Here is a 17,893-nt window from a genome sequence, read left to right on the forward strand (position 1 = left end):
AATTACTCTTGTTCGTAAACAGTGTCAGTGTCAATAATTTTTTTACCACGGTAATAACCATCTGGTGTCATATGATGACGTAGATGAGTTTCACCAGTAGTTTCATCAACAGACAGTGTTGGCTTGGTCAAAGCATCATGCGAACGACGCATGTCACGACGTGAGCGTGACTTTTTATTTTGTTGTACAGCCATTGTATTACTCCTAAACAAATTGCATTCATAAAGCGGGAATATTAGTGTTAATTAGATAAAATTTCAATAAAATTCATTTTTTCCCACTAAAAATTGATCTACTTCATTGCTGCAATCATCAATTTTTGGATGAAATTGTGGCGCGTAGAGATGTAACTCATCAATTAGTATATCTTCCAAACTCACCTGCAAATTTTCAGAAACAATACATTCGTAATGTTCTAATATCTGTTCTGCCCTTTCATCATTTCGACATACAGCAATTACAGTTATATTATCATATGGAAAATTGAATTCGTCCAGACAACGCTGACATTGTATGGGTAACTGCCCCTTAACATGTAGATGAATTAAATAAAAATCTTCTTTAGCTTCAACTTGATAAGTAACATCCAATTGACAGGAAGAGGTAATAAAATTAGGTAAGCGCTCACTCAGTGTCACCATTTTAGTTTGTTGGCCTTGTTTAACCATTTCTTGTAAGTGCAGCATTTTTGTCGTATCCTAAAGAGTTATATTTTTGAATATTGTCATCACAATCGAAGCCCAGGTGCAGCACAGCGAAATCCAGGTTACGATTTTGAAACTTAGAATATTAAGCGGTATCTTAATTTTATGAAAGCTAAAGTTATTGTTGGAATGTCTGGCGGCGTTGACTCATCTGTTGCAGCATGGCTATTACAAGAAGCAGGTTATCAAGTTGAAGGCTTGTTCATGAAGAACTGGGAACAAGACGATAGAGACGGATTCTGCCCTGCAGCACAAGACCTGGCTGATGCTCAGGCCGTATGTAATCAATTAAATATTCCGCTCCATACCGTTAATTTTTCTGAAGAATATTGGCAAAGAGTGTTCACCCATTTTTTAAGTGAATATGAAAAAGGAAGAACACCTAATCCTGACGTATTGTGCAATAAAGAAATCAAGTTTAATGCTTTTTTAAATCATGCATTAACACTTGGAGCTGACTATATTGCAACAGGCCATTATGCTAAAAATAAAATTGTAGGAGAAGTTGGATTTTTATACAAAGCGAAAGATCGGGATAAAGACCAAACCTATTTCCTTCATGCAGTAGATCCTAAAGCGCTAGCAAAAACTCTGTTTCCAATTGGCGATTATACTAAACCAGAAATTAGAGAGTTCGCTAAAAAATTGGGTTTAGTCACTCAAGCAAAAAAGGATTCGACTGGTATTTGTTTTATTGGTGAAAAACGTTTTAAATCTTTTCTAAAAGAGTTCATTTTAGCTAGACCCGGTGAAATCAAAAGCACCGATGGCAAAGTTCTGGGTAATCATGATGGATTAATGTTTTACACTTTAGGTCAACGCCAGGGACTAGGCATCGGTGGATTACAAAATTCAACCGACGATCCTTGGTATGTTGTCGATAAAGAAGTATCTACTAATACTTTATACGTGGCTCAAGGTAGTCAACATCCCAGGCTCTATGCACAAGGACTGATTTGTAGCCCAATTCATTGGTTAGCCGATTGTAAGGATAATTTGCCACTTACCTGTTATGCCAAAACACGATACAGACAAGCAGAACAAGGCTGCATCATTTCACCTCTGAATGAGAATCAGCATTATGTGATGTTTTCAAATCCACAAAGAGCAGTTACCCCAGGACAATATATAGTTTTTTATGATAAAAACCAATGTCTGGGTGGTGCTACAATTGAACAAATTATTCGATAATTGCATTATAATTTATATAATACAACGGGAGTTAAAATGGCTGCTATTGATATATCCCCTACTGCCAGCGACATCCACTTTTCTGTCAGTGCAGCAGATAAAGTGGCAGAGCTAATAAAAGAAGAAGATAATTTAAACTTGAATCTACGTGTCTCAATTACAGGTGGAGGCTGTTCTGGGTTCCAGTATGGATTTAGTTTTGATGAAGAAATCAACGAAGATGATACTGTAGTTATTCAGCAATGTTCAGATGGTGTCTCTTCAGTAAAACTTCTAGTTGACTCAATGAGTTATCAGTATTTACACGATGCTGAAATTGATTATGTCCAAGGCATACAAGGTGAACAGTTTGTAATTCGTAATCCAAACGCGAAAACTACTTGCGGATGCGGTTCGTCATTTAGTATTGATGATGAAGATGATTATTGATAATAATGCTCAGTATAATTTTAGAGTAACGAAGCAAAATATGTTTTGCCTCGTTACTTGACCATGCAGGATCAATAGGGTTTAACAACAACCTTAGTGCCTATTTTAATAAAATTTTTACTTAGCCATTTAGCATCACCTGGATGCACTCTAATACAACCATGGCTCGCATTATAATTTGGGACTTCGTAAGAACCATGAACTGCATAATATTTGGTAAAGAACATGCAATATGGCATCGGTGAACCGCCACGCCCTACAGGATAACGACTGGAAACACATCCAGGTCCACCCTTACTCCATATAGTAAAAACACCAATTGGTGTTTTACATCCCCTATGGATGTCTGGGCAATATTTTCTACCACCAGATCCTCTTCCTGTTCGCACAACTTTGCCATTAGAATCTATAGCCTTCCAAGTCAAGGTATTGGGATTGAAAACAAAGGTGTTAGCTAAAGCAGTGGAAGAACAAAAAAGAAAAACCAATAGAGGAATAAATAAAATATAAACTAATGATAATGAAATAGAACTTTGTTTTTCCATAATATTTCCTAGTGATTTATCCATCTTCACCTTAATTCTAGTTCATTTTTTGATCATCATCAGTTGTTTTTAAGCAAAATGAAAATATTTGTCCTACTATTTAATGGAAGGATATTAAAAGGTATTCAATCATGACTAAACATTTGCTTACAGGATTGTACATTTTGTTAGGTAGTACATTTATTTCTTTCACAATAAATGCTGAAGATACATCCGGAGGTATCAGTTCGAGCGGTGTTTCTTCAAATAATAATGCTTCTTCTAATGCTACTTCTAATAACCCAGTTGATATATCGAAAGACAGTTGGCTAAAATCAGTTACCCCATTATTGCCTGATCTCATCTGCAAAGGATTTGAAAATGATCCCCAGTTAAAAAAGCGACTTGATGAAATTAAAATGACTTATGAACAATGTGCTACCAAGATTCCAGACAGTGTCAGTAAATGTCAGCAAGAACTTTATGCCAATATTCCTGATAAAATCAATAGTGAGAACGCAGGTATTTGGGGAAAGGCGCTTGGAGAATGTATTGGTAAAGATTTTGCGATGAAATACCTAATTCCCAAAAGTCAATAGAAATTAAAATTAGTGAATCATGATGGATACCAGGTCCTAATTGGATCTAGTATCTGTCAGCTGTATATTATAGAAATCAGAAAAAATTATTAGTTTGCTCCAAAACTTCAGTTTTCATCCCAATGATTAACTCCCGATTTCTTACTGAGAAACTCGACAAAAGCTTGATGTAATTCAAGTTCCTGACGTTCTGCAGGCAAAACAATAGGATTTTCTAATTGAAGTTGAACAATTTCTTGAGTTTTGACTTTGGCATGAATAGAAGTTTCTTCAACTTCTGAAAATAAACTGGTTTGACCGCCAGTCATTGCCAGATAAACATATGCCAGGATCTCAGCATCCAGCAAAGCACCATGAAGTTCACGGTTAAAGTGATCTATGCCGAATCGTTTGCATAACGCATCTAAGCTATTTCGCTGCCCAGGATATTTTTCACGTGCCAAAACTAATGTATCAACAATATTACAATAGTCCTCAAGTTTTTTGTTCCATTGAATCAACTTGAGCTCTGAATTTAAAAATCCAACATCGAAAGGGGCATTATGAATAATTAATTCAGCTCCAACAATAAACTGCCAAAATTCTTCAGCTTTTTCTTCAAATAGTGGTTTGTCTTGCAAAAACTCATCACTTATTCCATGAACACGAAAAGCACCTTCATCAACTTGACGCTGAGGATTGAGATATACATGGAAATGTTTCCCGGTTAATTTTCTTTCTACTAATTCCACACAGCCAATTTCGATGACACGATGTCCGTTTTCCGGCCCTATACCCGTAGTTTCTGTATCTAAAATAATCTGACGCATCATTTTACTCGCTTAATTCTTCAATCGCCTGATTTGCCAAAGCATCTACCAAGTCATTTTCTACATGACCAGAATGCCCTTTTACCCAATGCCAGTTTATTTGATGACGAGAAGCTAATTCATCTAATATTTTCCAAAGATCTGCATTCTTGACCGGCTCCTTTTTGGAGTTACGCCAACCTTTTATTTTCCAGTTAGCTAGCCACTCGGTCATTCCTTGTCTTAGATACTGAGAATCGGTATACAGATCAACTGAACAAGGACGCTTTAAGGCTTCTAAGCCTTTAATTGCGGCCATGAGCTCCATGCGATTATTCGTAGTATGCGCTTCCGCACCATACAAGGTTTTTTCTTGTCCTTTATAACGAAGCAAAACACCCCAGCCACCAGGACCTGGGTTTCCTTTACACGCTCCATCGGTATAAATTTCAATAGTCACTTTTATTCCTAATCTTTATCCCATAAATGGAAAAATGGAGTAATAAATTTATCATTCAAGATTTGCTGCTTGATTATCTCAATGTCTGGTGCAAAATACCGATCGGTATCATAAGCTGGTACATGGGAGCGAATCTGCTGATAAATCTCATCTAATAACACCGATGATTTTAATGGTTTATGAAATTCAAGTCCCTGTCCCGCTGCTAATAGTTCAATAGCTAATATAGTTGCAGTATTATCATTCATTTCATGTAAACGACGTGCAGCACTGGTTGCCATAGATACATGATCTTCTTGATTCGCAGAAGTTGGAAGACTATCTACTGAGTGTGGGTGAGCTAACGCCTTATTCTCACTTGCACAGGCAGCTGCTGTAACATGCGCAATCATAAATCCGGAGTTCAAACCACTTTCTTTAATTAAAAATGCAGGTAACTTGCTGAAATTTTTATCAATTAGTAATGCAATGCGTCGTTCGGCACTCGCTCCAATCTCAGCTATAGCCAAAGCAAGATTATCAGCCGCCATGGCAATTATTTCCCCATGGAAATTACCTCCTGAAATTATTTGCTCTTGCTCACTAAACACAAGTGGATTATCAGAAATCGCATTGACTTCAACCTGTAACGTCTCTCTGACAAATCGTATTTGATGCAGTATTGCTCCCATAATTTGGGGTTGGCATCTTAACGAATAAGGATCCTGAACACGAGAACAATGGCGATGGGCTTCACGAATCTCGCTTCCAGCTAATAACTCCCTATAATAGGATGCTACATTTCTCTGTGCATTATGTCCTCGTACTTTTTGGATTCGATCGTCAAATGGCACATCACTACCATTAGCTGCATCAACGGATAAAGCTCCAGCAATAAGTGCTGTTTCAAATAACTTTTCCGTGGTAAATAAAGCATTTAAAGCAATTGCAGTAGAGGCTTGCAGGCCATTGAGCAAAGCAAGCCCCTCTTTAGCCTCTAATTCAATTGGTTTTAACCCCGCAATCTTTAATCCCTCACGTGCGCTGATCACTTTTCCCTGATGTCGCACATCTCCCACACCCAGTAAAGGCAAAGATAAATGGGCTAAAGGAGCCAAATCGCCAGAAGCCCCTACTGATCCTTTCGCTGGAATGCAAGGATATACTTTATGATTGAATAAGGAGATTAATGCTTCGATTAACTCTAAACGAACTCCGGAATATCCTTGGGCTAAATTATTTATTTTAAGCAATAAAATTAAAGCAACAATTTCATCAGATAATAGTTCGCCTGTACCACAGGCATGAGAAAGTACGATATTTCGTTGTAATTGTTTCAGATTTTCTTCTGAAATTGTCTGATTTGCTAAAGACCCAAAACCAGTATTGATGCCATAAACCGTTTTTTTGTCGAGAATTACTTTTTTAACTGTTTGATGTGATGCATGAATCCGCTCAAATGCTTCTCTAGCAAGAACACAATCTAATTGTTTTGCTAAAATTTCTTTGATTGAATGCAAGTTCAATTCACCTGGATGAAGAATAAAAGACTCTTGCATTAATTTACCTCCTTAAAAATAGGTTGGGCCTTTGCCCCATCCTGAGTACACAACTCAAACTAAGAACTTTTATTGGGACAAAAACCCAACTACGAATCTATTCTAGGATTCCATAGGTAACCAAAGTGAGTTTTCCTTAGCGCATTTTTTTGCAAGCTCATACCCGGCATCTGCATGCCGCATTACTCCGGTTGCAGGATCGTTATGGAGTACTCTTGCCAGACGTTGTGCGGCTTTTTCTGAACCATCAGCGACAATCACAACACCTGCATGTTGTGAAAATCCCATACCTACTCCACCGCCATGGTGGATGCTAACCCAAGTAGCACCGCTTGCACAATTTAATAACGCATTAAGTAATGGCCAGTCAGAAACAGCATCACTACCATCCATCATCCCTTCGGTTTCACGATTAGGGCTTGCTACTGAACCTGAGTCTAAATGATCACGACCGATTACAATTGGAGCTTTGACGTCACCATTGCGAACCATTTCATTGAAAGCTAATGCTAAACGGGCTCGGTCTTTTAGTCCAACCCAACATATCCGAGCAGGTAAACCTTGAAACGCAATTTTCTTCTTCGCCATATCCAGCCAATTATGCAGATGCTTATTGTCTGGGATTAATTTTTTTACCATTTCATCAGTGGCATAAATATCTTCAGGGTCTCCTGATAAAGCAACCCACCTAAACGGTCCGATTCCTTCACAAAATAAGGGGCGAATGTATGCAGGAACAAACCCTTCAAATTTAAAAGCGTCTTTTTCTCCTGCTTCAAAAGCCATTTGCCTTATATTATTCCCATAATCAAAAACAGGTATTCCTTTTTTTTGAAATTCAAGCATTGCATGAACCTGTAGTGCCATGGAGTTTTTCGCTGCAGCAACAACCTCTTCAGGCGCAGTTTTACGCATGTTTACTGCTTGTTCTAACGTCCACCCAGCAGGAAGATATCCGTTTAAAGGATCATGGGCACTGGTTTGGTCGGTGACTAAAGCTGGGGAGGCTCCTCGTTGAATCAGCTGTGGAAAAATTTCAGCAGCATTTCCTAAAACAGCGACTGACAGAGGACTTTTCTTTAGACAAGATTCATTTATCCAGGCTAAAGCTTCATCTAAATCTGTTGTATAACGATCCAAGTATTTTGTTTTAATGCGTTTTTCTATTCGTGACATATCACATTCAACGGCTAAAACACTAGCTCCTGCCATCGTACCCGCTAAAGTTTGCGCTCCTCCCATTCCTCCTAAGCCACCAGTTAATATCCAACGCCCTTCCAAACTTCCAGCATAATGTTTCTGAGCTGCAGCAACAAAAGTTTCATAAGTCCCTTGCACAATGCCTTGCGAACCAATATAAATCCAGCTTCCGGCAGTCATCTGCCCATACATCATCAAGCCTTTTTTATCTAATTCATTAAAATGCTCCCAAGTAGCCCATCGCGGAACGAGATTCGAATTGGCAATAAGGACACGAGGAGCATCCTCATGAGTGGTAAAAACCCCTACCGGTTTCCCTGATTGAATTAAGAGTGTCTGTTGATCATTTAATGTTTTTAGTACTTCTACAATTTTATTAAAGCATTCCCAATTGCGGGCAGCCTTTCCCAAACCACCATAAACAATCAGGGAATCTGGATCTTCTGCCACATCGGGATCAAGATTATTACACAACATACGAAGTGCTGCTTCAGTAAGCCAACTTTTAGCTTGTTTCTCGCTGCCTTTACTTGCTCTAATTATACGCTTTGTCTTAAATTCTTCCATTAAGAGTACTCCATAGCGAACTAAAATAAAAGCATCATACACCAGAGCTATTTCAGAGCATAGATACCAATTTTAATAACTGAATTTTACACTATATCCTATTCACTCAAGGATGAATATTTTATAATAATCGCGCGGCTTGCTCTCAAATAAACCAATATCAGCTCAACATGAGCTAAAAGCATACACTTTGTCTATGCTGGATTATATTACTATGTTATAATTGCACCATGTTTACTTATCGATTTAAATAAAGTGCATACTAACTCTGAAAAACACCCAAAGTCACTCCGTATTTTTTTCGCAACTGAAATGTGGGAACGATATGGTTTTTATGTAGTTCAATCACTTTTAGCACTTTATTTAGCATTACATTTCAAATGGCCAGACAAACAAGTTTATGCTTTGGTTGGGTCATTCACTGCATTAACTTATCTATCTCCTGTAGTGGGAGGATGGATTGCAGATAAATTAATAGGTCAAAAGCGAGCTGTTTTACTCGGTGCAGTTGTGCTCTTTGCAAGCTACTGTGTTCTATCACTAGTAGATAACACAACCGCTCTTACGGCTGCTCTTGCGGCAATTGCCGTAGGAACAGGACTATTAAAGCCAAATATCTCATCTCTTTTAGGAAATGAATATCTTATGGGGTCCGCACGTCGTGAAAGTGGCTTTACAATTTTTTATATGGGAATTACTACAGGTATTATTTTAGGAACCACCCTACCTAGTATTTTGAATGAGCACCTGGGTTGGATTGCCTCATTCACAAGTGCTGCAATTGGCATGATCGTCGCCTTTTTCGTCTTTTTATATGGCATCAAAAAATACAATATTAAAGACTATAATCCTTTTGTTTTTCAATACAAAAAGATTTTTGCCGCTGTTTTCCTAATGATATTTTTATGGTCCTTATCGTTCTATATTTTAAATTCCCCTCAATTAGCTAATCTGATATTTGGACTTGTTGTATTGTTTTCAGCTGGATACATTTTATACTCTGTCAACGGAGAAAATGCCAATCAATCGCGAAAAACTCTGGTAATTGGCTTGTTGTGTATCATTTCAGTAGTATTTTGGTCTTTTTACTTTCAAATGTTTATGTCACTAACCCTGTTTATTTCACGCGTTGTTGAACCAACATTTTGCGGTATTCAATTTCCAGCACCTTATTATGTAACTATTCAAAGCGTAGGCATGCTACTTATCGGTTACTTTCTGGCAAAGAAAAATCCAAAACTTAACATAGTTGAGCGCGGATTAAGTATTGGGAAAAAATTTCTACTCGCAATATTTATTACCACTGCAGCTTATGCTGTTATTGCGTTTGTCAGTAATTTCACTGATAAAAGTACCCTGCTCTCGCCCCTTTTAATCATTCCAGCTTATTTAATGTTTTCATTAGCTGAGCTGCTTTTATCTCCAGTTGGATTATCTGCAATTACGCTTCTTGCAGATAAAAACAAAGTAAGCACCTTAATGGGGATCTTTTTTGTTTCTCTTGGAATCGGCGGATTTTTATCAGGCAAATTGGCTTCATTAACAGCGATTCCTTCAGGAGAAACCAATATAGCTGTATTAAAAACACTTTATGCTGCGGCATTTATTCAACAATTAGGAATACTATTTATTGCAGCTTTTTGCTGTCTGGTTTTATTTGCAGTGATTAAATTTTTATTAACTCATGTTCCTTTAAATGATTATTCAGACTCAGTCTTGGATCCCATGCTCCCTATACAGCAAACCGATGAAAATATAAGTTATTAATTTTATTTTATATTTTTAATTAAATCAGGATTTTGCCTTTAAATGAATTGAGTGTATTCACTATAGCTCTTTTTATATAGGCAAAATACTGTTATGATTCAGCGCCTTTTATAATTGTTAGCTTATTTATGTCAGATAAAAACCCAATATTAACGAAACTCTTACAGCTGCTTGATGATAATCAGGCCATCGACGTTAAAGTAATTGATGTTAAAAAACAAACATCCATTACAGATTATATGATTATTGCCTCAGGACGATCCTCTCGACATGTTAAAGCAATTGCACAAAAAATCATGGAAGATATGAAAGCTTCAGGTTCGCCAGCGATGAATTGCACTGGTTTAGAAACCGGTGATTGGGTACTTATTGACTTTAATGACTTTATCATTCATGTCATGCAACCTGAATACAGGCAATACTATAATTTAGAAGGTCTATGGGAAGAACTTCCCGAAAATTAATTAATATATTAAATCGTTATGTTAAAAATCACCATCATTACTTTAGGCAATAAAATGCCAGACTGGGTTACCCAAGGTTCAAATGAGTATGCCAAACGATTAAATGATGGTGTTCAACTTAAAATAACTGAAATACCTTTAATACGCCGCAGTAAATCATCAGACCTATCACGAGTATTAGAAAAAGAATCTGTGCTGATTAAAGAAGCCCTACCCAATAATGCACGAATCATTGCCCTAGAAATTGAAGGCAAGTCATTTAGCAGTGAAGAGTTGGCATGTAAGATATCTCAATTGCAACAAATAAGTAGCCATCTTTGCTTTATAATCGGTGGTCCCGAGGGTCTCTCTCAAGAAATACTTAAATTATGCGATGAACGCTGGTCTTTATCAAAACTCACACTTCCCCATCCCTTAGTGCGTATTATTTTGCTGGAAGCCTTATATAGAGCTTGGTCTATAATTAATAATCATCCTTATCATAAATAGCATTTATCACATTGTAGTCACTGTGACCAAAGTATTAGTCCGAAGACCAGAAGCCCTGATTTCACCGCATTTCATTCAGGCTACACGCATCAGAAAGCTATAGTAAACAATTCAATTTTAAGTTACTATGCACGTCTTTAAGTCCAGCTTAACTGACTGTGCGTCAATGAGTCGAAATCAATCTTTTAAAAATTATAGGATGGAATCCCAGCATCAACTTTTTAGAATTAATTTGCTGGTTGCTTTTCTTATTATTTTATCTTTAATCCTTGTTCTAAGGCTGGCGTTTTTACAAATTTCTGAATTCAAAAAATATCAAACCTTGTCTCTGAAAAATCAAATGAGTATTATTCCCATTGCACCACCAAGAGGAGTAATACTTGATAGAAATGGAGTCTTGCTTGCTGAAAACATTCCTGTTTATGTTCTGGAGATAATTCCCGAACATGTTAAAAACATGGAACAAACATTAGCTGAATTACAAAAATTGATTCCTTCAATCACAGAAGAAGACATACAAAATTTCAAACGAATCCGAAAGCAAAACCGTTCTTTTGTCCCAATACCTGTTAAATTAAAATTAACTCAAGAAGAAGTAGCAATTTTTGCTATCAATCAATATCATTTTCCAGGCGTAAGTATTAAAGCCCGTCTGATGCGCCACTACCCCTTAGGCGAAGTTACGGCCCATGTTTTGGGTTATGTTGGTAGAATCAATGTTGAAGAATTAAGATCCGTTGATCCAACTAATTATCGTGCTACAAACTTTATTGGTAAAGCAGGTGTTGAGAAATATTACGAAGATGTACTCCATGGTAAGGTAGGATACCAAATGGTTGAGACTGACGTAAGTGGGCGCACATTAAGAGTTGTTAACAAAATTAATCCTCATTCAGGCTCAAAACTCTACTTAAGTATTGATGTCAGACTTCAACAAGCGGCTTACGAGGCACTCAAAGATAAGAGAGGTGCTGTGGTCATGATAAATTCTAAAAATGGCGAAGTTCTAGCCATGGTGAGCTCACCAAGCTTTGATCCTAATATTTTTGTTGGAGGCGTAAGTTCTAAAGAATACAAAAAACTGTCAAATACGTTGCAAAGACCTTTATTTAATAGAGCTGTACGGGGAGTATATCCACCCGCTTCAACCATTAAACCATTTGTCGGTTTGGCAGGCTTGGATAAAGGATTTATTACTACGGCGACAACAATTTATGATCCAGGTAAATATAAACTCCCTACGGCAAGTCATATTTATAGGGACTGGAAAAAAACAGGACATGGAATGATTAATTTTAAAAGAGCGATCACCGTTTCCTGCGACACATATTTTTATCAACTAGGCAATAAAATGGGCATTTCTAATATTGAAGATATGCTTGTAAAATTTGGCCTGGGACATTTAAGTCATATTGATCTTTATGAAGAAGCCTCAGGTATCGTTCCAAGCCTACGATGGAAAAAACAAACCAAAGGAGTCCCTTGGTATCCCGGAGATACCTTAATTACTTCAATTGGCCAAGGCTTTATGCTCGCTACACCACTACAAATGGCTAATGCAACCGCTTCGTTGAGCCAACACGGACAACGATTCAGACCTCATTTATTAACAAAAACTGTAAATAGTGACAGTGGCGAGACAGAGCGATATAAACCTGTCGAAGAATATCCAATTTACCTTAAAGATGAAGCAAATTGGGATATCGTTGCCGATGCTATGCACAACGTTTTAATCAGCAATGAAGGTACAGGTTATCGATTTGGACGCAACCCACCTTATCCGGTTGCTGGAAAAACCGGGACAGCCCAGGTCTTTAGCGGCAGACAATATGAAAAAGCAAAATATGAGGATATTCCGGAAGCATTACGCGATAATTCTTTGTTTATTGCATTTACTCCGGTTGAAAATCCTGAAATTGCACTTGCAGTGGTTGTAGAGAATGATGTTGCTGCCTCAATGGTTGCACGCAAAGTACTCGATGCTTACTATCACCTTTATCCGATGAAAACTCATGAACAGACGACACAGTAAACCCGTTTATCGCTTCACAGCAAAATCACTCCATTTGGATTTTCCTTTATTGGGACTATTGCTTCTATTAATCAGCTTCGGTCTTTTAATTTTGTATAGTGCATCCAATGCCAATTCAGGAATGATTTTACGACAATCCATGAGACTTATTTTTGCATCACTCATTATGGTTGTGCTCGGCTTTATCCCCCCGCATAAATATAAGATATGGACTCCATGGATATATAGTATCGGATTAACCTTATTAATTGCTGTGATGCTTATGGGGAAAATTGGAAAAGGAGCTCAGCGTTGGCTTGAATTAGGTTTATTTCGCTTTCAACCTTCCGAAATCATGAAACTCGCTGTCCCTATGATGGCTGCATGGTACTTTGATCGACAGGCTCGGCCCAGTAGCTTTAAATCTCTTGCTATCGCAGGACTGATTATCTGTGTCCCAGCACTACTTATTGCAAAACAACCTGATTTAGGTACTGCAATTATGGTTGCAGCAGCAGGGCTTTGTGTTGTGTTTTTAGCCGGAATTCGGTTTAAAGTTATTTTGTTACTAATAATCCTCGTAGGTTCTGCTATTCCAGTAGCCTGGCATGTAATGCATGATTATCAAAAACAACGAGTTTATACCCTTCTCGATCCAGAACAAGATCCACTTGGAGCAGGCTATCACATTATCCAGTCCAAAATTGCCATCGGCTCAGGTGGACTTGCTGGTAAAGGTTGGTTACAAGGCAGCCAGTCCCATCTTAATTTCTTGCCTGAACATGCTACCGATTTCATCTTTGCAGTGACAAGTGAAGAATTTGGCTTTGCAGGAGGATTCGCTATTATTGCACTCATTGTATTAATTTCACTGAGAAGCCTGAATATCGCATCGAATGCACAAACGACATATACACGTCTCTTAGCCGCGAGTCTTGCAATGTCTTTCTTTATGTCTGGATTTGTTAATATTGGAATGGTTATGGGGATTATTCCTGTTGTAGGCATTCCCTTGCCTCTAGTCAGCTATGGAGGAACGGCAATGGTTACCTTTTTAGCAAGCTTTGGCATATTAATGTCGATCAGCTCACATAAAATTTTATTTAATAGTTTAAATTGATTGTAAATGAGTAGGTAGCCTAGAAGCACGCTTGAATCAGAGGGAACGGTTGGATTTGAGCGCGTGTTACTCAAATAATGACACATAGAAAACCTAAACATACATCAGTATATGAGGCTTCTGAAGTGTTATTATAGAGCGTGGACGATTACATTAAAGCAATGCGGCTACTTGTGCGTAGCTTCGACGATGAATCATGCAAGGACCGAGTCGATTTAATGCTTCCCGATGAGCAACTGTCCCATATCCTTTATGTTCTGAAAATCCGTATCCAGGATAAATTGCATCAAGCGCTACCATTTCCGCATCTCGGAGCACCTTGGCAAGAATTGAAGCGGCACTGATTTCTGGGATCAAATCATCTCCTTGAACAATTGCCTTACAAGGAATACTTAACTTGGGTATATGTATGCCGTCAACCAATACTTCATCCGGTTTAATTGGTAACGCTTCAACTGCTCGCTGCATAGCCAGCAAAGTTGCATGGTGAATATTCAATGTATCGATTTCATCTACTTCTGCCCTGCCATAAGCATAAGCAAGGGCCTGTTCCTTTATTTTCAAAGCTAATAATTCGCGCTTTTTTGCGCTTAATTTTTTTGAGTCTGCAAGACCCTCTATCGGTTCTTTTAAAATAACTGCTGCTGTTACAACTGCACCGGCCAAAGGACCACGCCCTACTTCATCAACTCCAGCTATAAGCATAATATTTTTATTTCCTGTATCCAAAATCAGTGTATTCATAGTCATTAATGTTGACCAATAATACTCTTTTAAAATTGATTTATCATCCAGGAAATGCGATCATTCGCACAAATAATTAACATATCTGAATTATAAATGAATAAGACTCGTTGTGCTGTGATTGGTGTAGGTTATCTAGGTAGGTTTCATGCACAAAAATATCAACTTCTTCCAAATGCAGAACTAATTGGGGTTTGTGATCTAAACCCAAAAGCGGTAGAAACTGTATCACAAGAACTGAATGTTGCTGGTTATAATAATTATAACGACTTATTTGACAAAGTTGATGCGGTAAGTATTGCTGCAACGACGAACAAGCATTTTGAAATCGCGAAAGCTTTTTTGGAGCATGGCATACATGTTTTAATTGAAAAACCTATTACTGAAACTGTTGTCCAAGCGGATGAATTAATTCAACTTGCTAAAAAGCACCAAGTAAAACTTCAAGTTGGGCATCTTGAGCGTTTTAACTCCGCGCGATTGGCTTTAGATGAATATTTAGAAACACCTTTATTTATTGAATCGGAACGGTTAGCTCCGTTTAAACCCCGTGGGGCAGATGTTAATGTGATTCTTGATGTGATGATTCATGACATTGATTTAATTCAAAATATAGTTAAAAGTCCTATAGTATCAATCCTGGCTCAAGGTACACCCATACTGACCAAAGCAATTGACATAGCAAATGCCCGCATTACATTTGCCAATCAGTGCGTGGCTAATCTTACAGCCAGTCGTGTAAGTTTTAAATCGGAACGTAAGACAAGAATATTCCAAAAAAACTCCTATCTCTCAATTGATTATCAAAACAAAAAACTGGCTGTATTCAAAAAAGGAACAGGCGAAATGTTTCCTGGAATCCCTGATATTGTTCGCGAAGAAACAGAGTACGAACAAGGAGATGCGTTATTTGAAGAAATAAAATCATTCATTAAATGCATACAAGAAGATAGCACGCCACTTGTGACTGGTGAAGATGGACTACAGGCACTGGAGGTTGCAGAAACAATTACCTCGCTTATACACAATAACTTAATTGAACGTCATGCAAAAATTTAAACGCATTGTTATTGTTGCTGGTGAAGAGTCCGGAGATGTTCACGCATCAGTTTTAATCCGCCAATTAAAAGCCGCCTACCCCAATCTCGAAATTAGTGGAATTGGCGGTCGACACATGCAAGAAGCTGGAGCACATTTGATTTCAGATTTGGCTCATCTTGGTGTGACAGGACTTACAGCAGTTATACGTAATCTTCATGTGATTCGCAAGGCATTTCTGGCAATTAAAAAGCATTTAATTCAACAAAAACCAGATCTACTGATTCTAGTTGATTATCCAGGTTTTAATTTGAGACTGGCAAAATATGCAAAGCTAAAATTAGGTATTAAGATCCTGTATTATATCAGTCCCCAAATTTGGGCGTGGAAAGCCAATCGCATTCACCTTATAAAGAAATGCATTGACCGAATGGCGGTTATTTTGCCTTTTGAAAAAATTTTATATGAAAAGGCTCAGGTTCCAGTCAATTTTGTAGGCCATCCTCTAGTAGAAAAAATAGCATCTGTTGATGAAAGTCAATCTCAACGTACTGCATTAGGTCTTCCTCAAGAGGCAAACATTTTTGCTCTTCTTCCAGGTAGTCGAGCTAACGAAATTAAGTACCATATGCCAGTTCTACGTGATACAGCCCAAATTTTGCAGCAGCGTTATCCAAATTTACATTTTGTAATTCCTATTGCAGACACAATTAACCCAGAAAAAATCAAACAGTATTTTTCCAATGTGAATTTACCTATTAGCTTTGTACAAGGGAAAGCACTAAACTGCATGGCTGCTGCAGATTTCATTATTGTTGCTTCAGGTACTGCATCTCTTGAGTGTGCTTTACTAGAAAAACCTATGTGTATTATTTATAGGTCTTCGTTCCTTTCCTATGTATTAGCTATGAGATTTATTAAAGTTAAATTCTTTGGTTTGTGCAACCTTTTAGCAAACAAAATGATCGTCCCCGAGTTTTTGCAATATGATTGTAATGCTCATGAATTAACCCGCTATGTTGATCAATTTTATAGAGATCCAAACCAACCGACAAAAATGATTTCCAATTTAAATAAGGTAAAAGAATCATTGTCTTCAGAAAAATCCGATCGCACATTATTTAATCTTGTGGTGGATGAATTGCTCGAAAAAAATGCATAGTTTTCTCTTAAAAATATAGAATATCAATTATGCTTCATGTACAATTAATTTTGCTTTCATTTTAAATGTTAGCAATTGGAATGTGTGATTTAATTAATAATAAGGAAGTTAAGATGACTGTCATTGAAACACCTGAAGCTACTTTAAGCATAACTAAACAAGACCAAGGTCTCCAAGATCTAGTCTACAATTTAGTCTCTCGTTTTCTCACTGAAAACAAAAGCAAAAACATTGACGATCTTTACGATATGATATTATCTGAAGTTGAGCCTCCACTACTGCAAGCAGTAATGGAAAAACGTCGTGGCAATCAACTGCAAGCTGCTAAGATGCTAGGCATAAGCCGCGGCACAATCAGAAAGAAACTTCAAAGATATTTTGGAACGAAATATTTTCGTTTAACTGACGAATAATCAATTTTAAATTAGAGTTTTCTTATGTCTCTCAAAAAGGGCTCGATATTCGAGCCTTTTTTTTGCAGTAAGTATTTCATTGTTTTTAAGGATTATATGTAATGAAAAAAATAATGTATCTCCCACCTTTACTTAGCCTTCTAATTGCCTCCTGTGTGACTGACAAGCCTGATGTGATTGCAGATGATGCAGGTCAATTACATTACACAACTCCCTATCAAGATGATACAAGAGGTCGCGATGTTTTTCCCATTAAGAAAGACGTGCATGGTAAGAAACTCTTTGTTTTTGACCCTAAAGCCTATGCATGGGCTGCATATGATGCCCAGGGAAACAGAGTCATGACAGGTAGCGCTTCTGGTGGAATGGATTATTGTGATGATATTCATGAAACGTGTCGCACAGTTACAGGAACCTATCATGTGTTCAATAAAAAGGGGGCTGACTGCAAATCCAATGAATACCCTATTGCCCGCGATGGTCATGTAGTTGGTGGTGCTAAAATGCCTTATTGTATGCATTTCCATGATGGCTATGCGATTCATGCTGCTTATGAAGTACCTAAATCCAATAGCAGTCATGGCTGTATCCGTGTCCTTCCTGGTGCGGCTAAATGGTTAAACGAGAATTTTATTGATGTAGGAACAACTGTATTAGTACTTCCATACGCTTAAAACGCCACATA

The 17,893-nt window shown here is 37.6% G+C and carries 20 protein-coding genes; 12 read left to right on the forward strand and 8 right to left on the reverse strand.

The features are described from left to right. Nucleotides 1-2: 2 nt before the first annotated feature. Both rpmF and BW930_RS02965 read right to left on the reverse strand, forming a co-directional pair. Nucleotides 3-194: a 50S ribosomal protein L32 gene (gene rpmF / locus BW930_RS02960; RefSeq protein ID WP_058469054.1), complete on the reverse strand. Its 192-nt coding sequence runs from the start codon at nt 192-194 to the stop codon at nt 3-5. 63 nt (nt 195-257) lie between these two features. Continuing rightward, nucleotides 258-686, reverse strand: a complete 429-nt coding sequence (locus BW930_RS02965) for a YceD family protein (protein WP_058469055.1) — start codon at nt 684-686, stop codon at nt 258-260. A 123-nt stretch (nt 687-809) separates the two neighbouring features. Here BW930_RS02965 and mnmA point away from each other — a divergent pair, with 123 nt between their 5' ends. Both mnmA and erpA read left to right on the forward strand, forming a co-directional pair. Continuing rightward, complete coding sequence (gene mnmA / locus BW930_RS02970; protein WP_058469056.1) at nt 810-1,895, forward strand: tRNA 2-thiouridine(34) synthase MnmA; 1,086 nt, start codon at nt 810-812, stop codon at nt 1,893-1,895. A gap of 36 nt (nt 1,896-1,931) precedes the next feature. Beyond that, the gene (erpA, locus tag BW930_RS02975; protein ID WP_058469057.1) at nt 1,932-2,324 is read left to right on the forward strand and encodes an iron-sulfur cluster insertion protein ErpA; all 393 of its coding nucleotides are present in this window, start codon (nt 1,932-1,934) and stop codon (nt 2,322-2,324) included. Between the two features lie 71 nt (nt 2,325-2,395). Here erpA and BW930_RS02980 read toward each other — a convergent pair whose 3' ends face one another. Next, a complete protein-coding gene (locus BW930_RS02980) occupies nt 2,396-2,869 on the reverse strand; it encodes a L,D-transpeptidase (protein WP_058469058.1) in 474 nt (157 codons plus the stop codon). 131 nt (nt 2,870-3,000) lie between these two features. On the opposite strand from BW930_RS02980, the gene BW930_RS02985 reads away from it, so the two are divergent. After that, entirely contained in the window at nt 3,001-3,447 is a 447-nt protein-coding gene (locus BW930_RS02985; RefSeq protein WP_058469059.1) for a hypothetical protein, read from the forward strand. A gap of 107 nt (nt 3,448-3,554) precedes the next feature. On the opposite strand, the gene dnaQ is transcribed toward BW930_RS02985, so the two are convergent. From dnaQ to hutU, 4 genes are all read right to left on the reverse strand, one after another. Continuing rightward, a complete protein-coding gene (dnaQ, locus tag BW930_RS02990; RefSeq protein WP_058469199.1) occupies nt 3,555-4,256 on the reverse strand; it encodes a DNA polymerase III subunit epsilon in 702 nt (233 codons plus the stop codon). A gap of 4 nt (nt 4,257-4,260) precedes the next feature. After that, on the reverse strand, nt 4,261-4,695 hold the full coding sequence (gene rnhA, locus BW930_RS02995) for a ribonuclease HI (protein ID WP_058469060.1): 435 nt from the start codon (nt 4,693-4,695) through the stop codon (nt 4,261-4,263). Between the two features lie 8 nt (nt 4,696-4,703). After that, nucleotides 4,704-6,233, reverse strand: a complete 1,530-nt coding sequence (gene hutH, locus BW930_RS03000; RefSeq protein WP_058469061.1) for a histidine ammonia-lyase — start codon at nt 6,231-6,233, stop codon at nt 4,704-4,706. Nucleotides 6,234-6,335: 102 nt separating this feature from the next. After that, the gene (gene hutU, locus BW930_RS03005; protein WP_058469062.1) at nt 6,336-8,000 is read right to left on the reverse strand and encodes a urocanate hydratase; all 1,665 of its coding nucleotides are present in this window, start codon (nt 7,998-8,000) and stop codon (nt 6,336-6,338) included. 255 nt (nt 8,001-8,255) lie between these two features. Between hutU and BW930_RS03010 the strand changes: the two genes are divergently transcribed. The 5 genes from BW930_RS03010 (at nt 8,256) to rodA (ending at nt 13,851) form a co-directional block, all read left to right on the forward strand. Then, a complete protein-coding gene (locus BW930_RS03010) occupies nt 8,256-9,767 on the forward strand; it encodes a peptide MFS transporter (RefSeq protein ID WP_274519389.1) in 1,512 nt (503 codons plus the stop codon). Between the two features lie 128 nt (nt 9,768-9,895). After that, nucleotides 9,896-10,231, forward strand: a complete 336-nt coding sequence (gene rsfS, locus BW930_RS03015; protein ID WP_058469063.1) for a ribosome silencing factor — start codon at nt 9,896-9,898, stop codon at nt 10,229-10,231. Between the two features lie 18 nt (nt 10,232-10,249). After that, a complete protein-coding gene (rlmH, locus tag BW930_RS03020) occupies nt 10,250-10,720 on the forward strand; it encodes a 23S rRNA (pseudouridine(1915)-N(3))-methyltransferase RlmH (RefSeq protein WP_058469064.1) in 471 nt (156 codons plus the stop codon). A gap of 166 nt (nt 10,721-10,886) precedes the next feature. Continuing rightward, nucleotides 10,887-12,752: a penicillin-binding protein 2 gene (gene mrdA, locus BW930_RS03025; RefSeq protein ID WP_058469065.1), complete on the forward strand. Its 1,866-nt coding sequence runs from the start codon at nt 10,887-10,889 to the stop codon at nt 12,750-12,752. Then, a complete protein-coding gene (gene rodA / locus BW930_RS03030) occupies nt 12,733-13,851 on the forward strand; it encodes a rod shape-determining protein RodA (protein WP_058469066.1) in 1,119 nt (372 codons plus the stop codon). The genes mrdA and rodA overlap by 20 nt, the downstream gene beginning before the upstream one ends. A gap of 153 nt (nt 13,852-14,004) precedes the next feature. Here rodA and rnhB read toward each other — a convergent pair whose 3' ends face one another. Continuing rightward, nucleotides 14,005-14,556 carry a ribonuclease HII gene (gene rnhB / locus BW930_RS03035; protein ID WP_058469200.1) on the reverse strand — a complete coding sequence of 184 codons (552 nt, stop codon included), beginning with the start codon at nt 14,554-14,556 and terminating at the stop codon, nt 14,005-14,007. Nucleotides 14,557-14,691: 135 nt separating this feature from the next. Here rnhB and BW930_RS03040 point away from each other — a divergent pair, with 135 nt between their 5' ends. From BW930_RS03040 to BW930_RS03055, 4 genes are all read left to right on the forward strand, one after another. Beyond that, on the forward strand, nt 14,692-15,654 hold the full coding sequence (locus tag BW930_RS03040) for a Gfo/Idh/MocA family protein (RefSeq protein ID WP_058469067.1): 963 nt from the start codon (nt 14,692-14,694) through the stop codon (nt 15,652-15,654). Further along, nucleotides 15,641-16,795 (forward strand): lipid-A-disaccharide synthase, encoded by a 1,155-nt coding sequence (gene lpxB / locus BW930_RS03045; RefSeq protein ID WP_058469068.1) that lies wholly within the window; start codon nt 15,641-15,643, stop codon nt 16,793-16,795. The genes BW930_RS03040 and lpxB overlap by 14 nt, the downstream gene beginning before the upstream one ends. A gap of 113 nt (nt 16,796-16,908) precedes the next feature. Then, a complete protein-coding gene (locus BW930_RS03050) occupies nt 16,909-17,208 on the forward strand; it encodes a helix-turn-helix domain-containing protein (RefSeq protein WP_058469069.1) in 300 nt (99 codons plus the stop codon). Between the two features lie 101 nt (nt 17,209-17,309). Next, nucleotides 17,310-17,882, forward strand: a complete 573-nt coding sequence (locus tag BW930_RS03055; protein ID WP_058469070.1) for a L,D-transpeptidase — start codon at nt 17,310-17,312, stop codon at nt 17,880-17,882. Nucleotides 17,883-17,893 lie beyond the last annotated feature (11 nt).

The sequence above is a fragment of the Fluoribacter gormanii genome (assembly GCF_900156395.1).
Classification (GTDB): domain Bacteria; phylum Pseudomonadota; class Gammaproteobacteria; order Legionellales; family Legionellaceae; genus Legionella; species Legionella gormanii.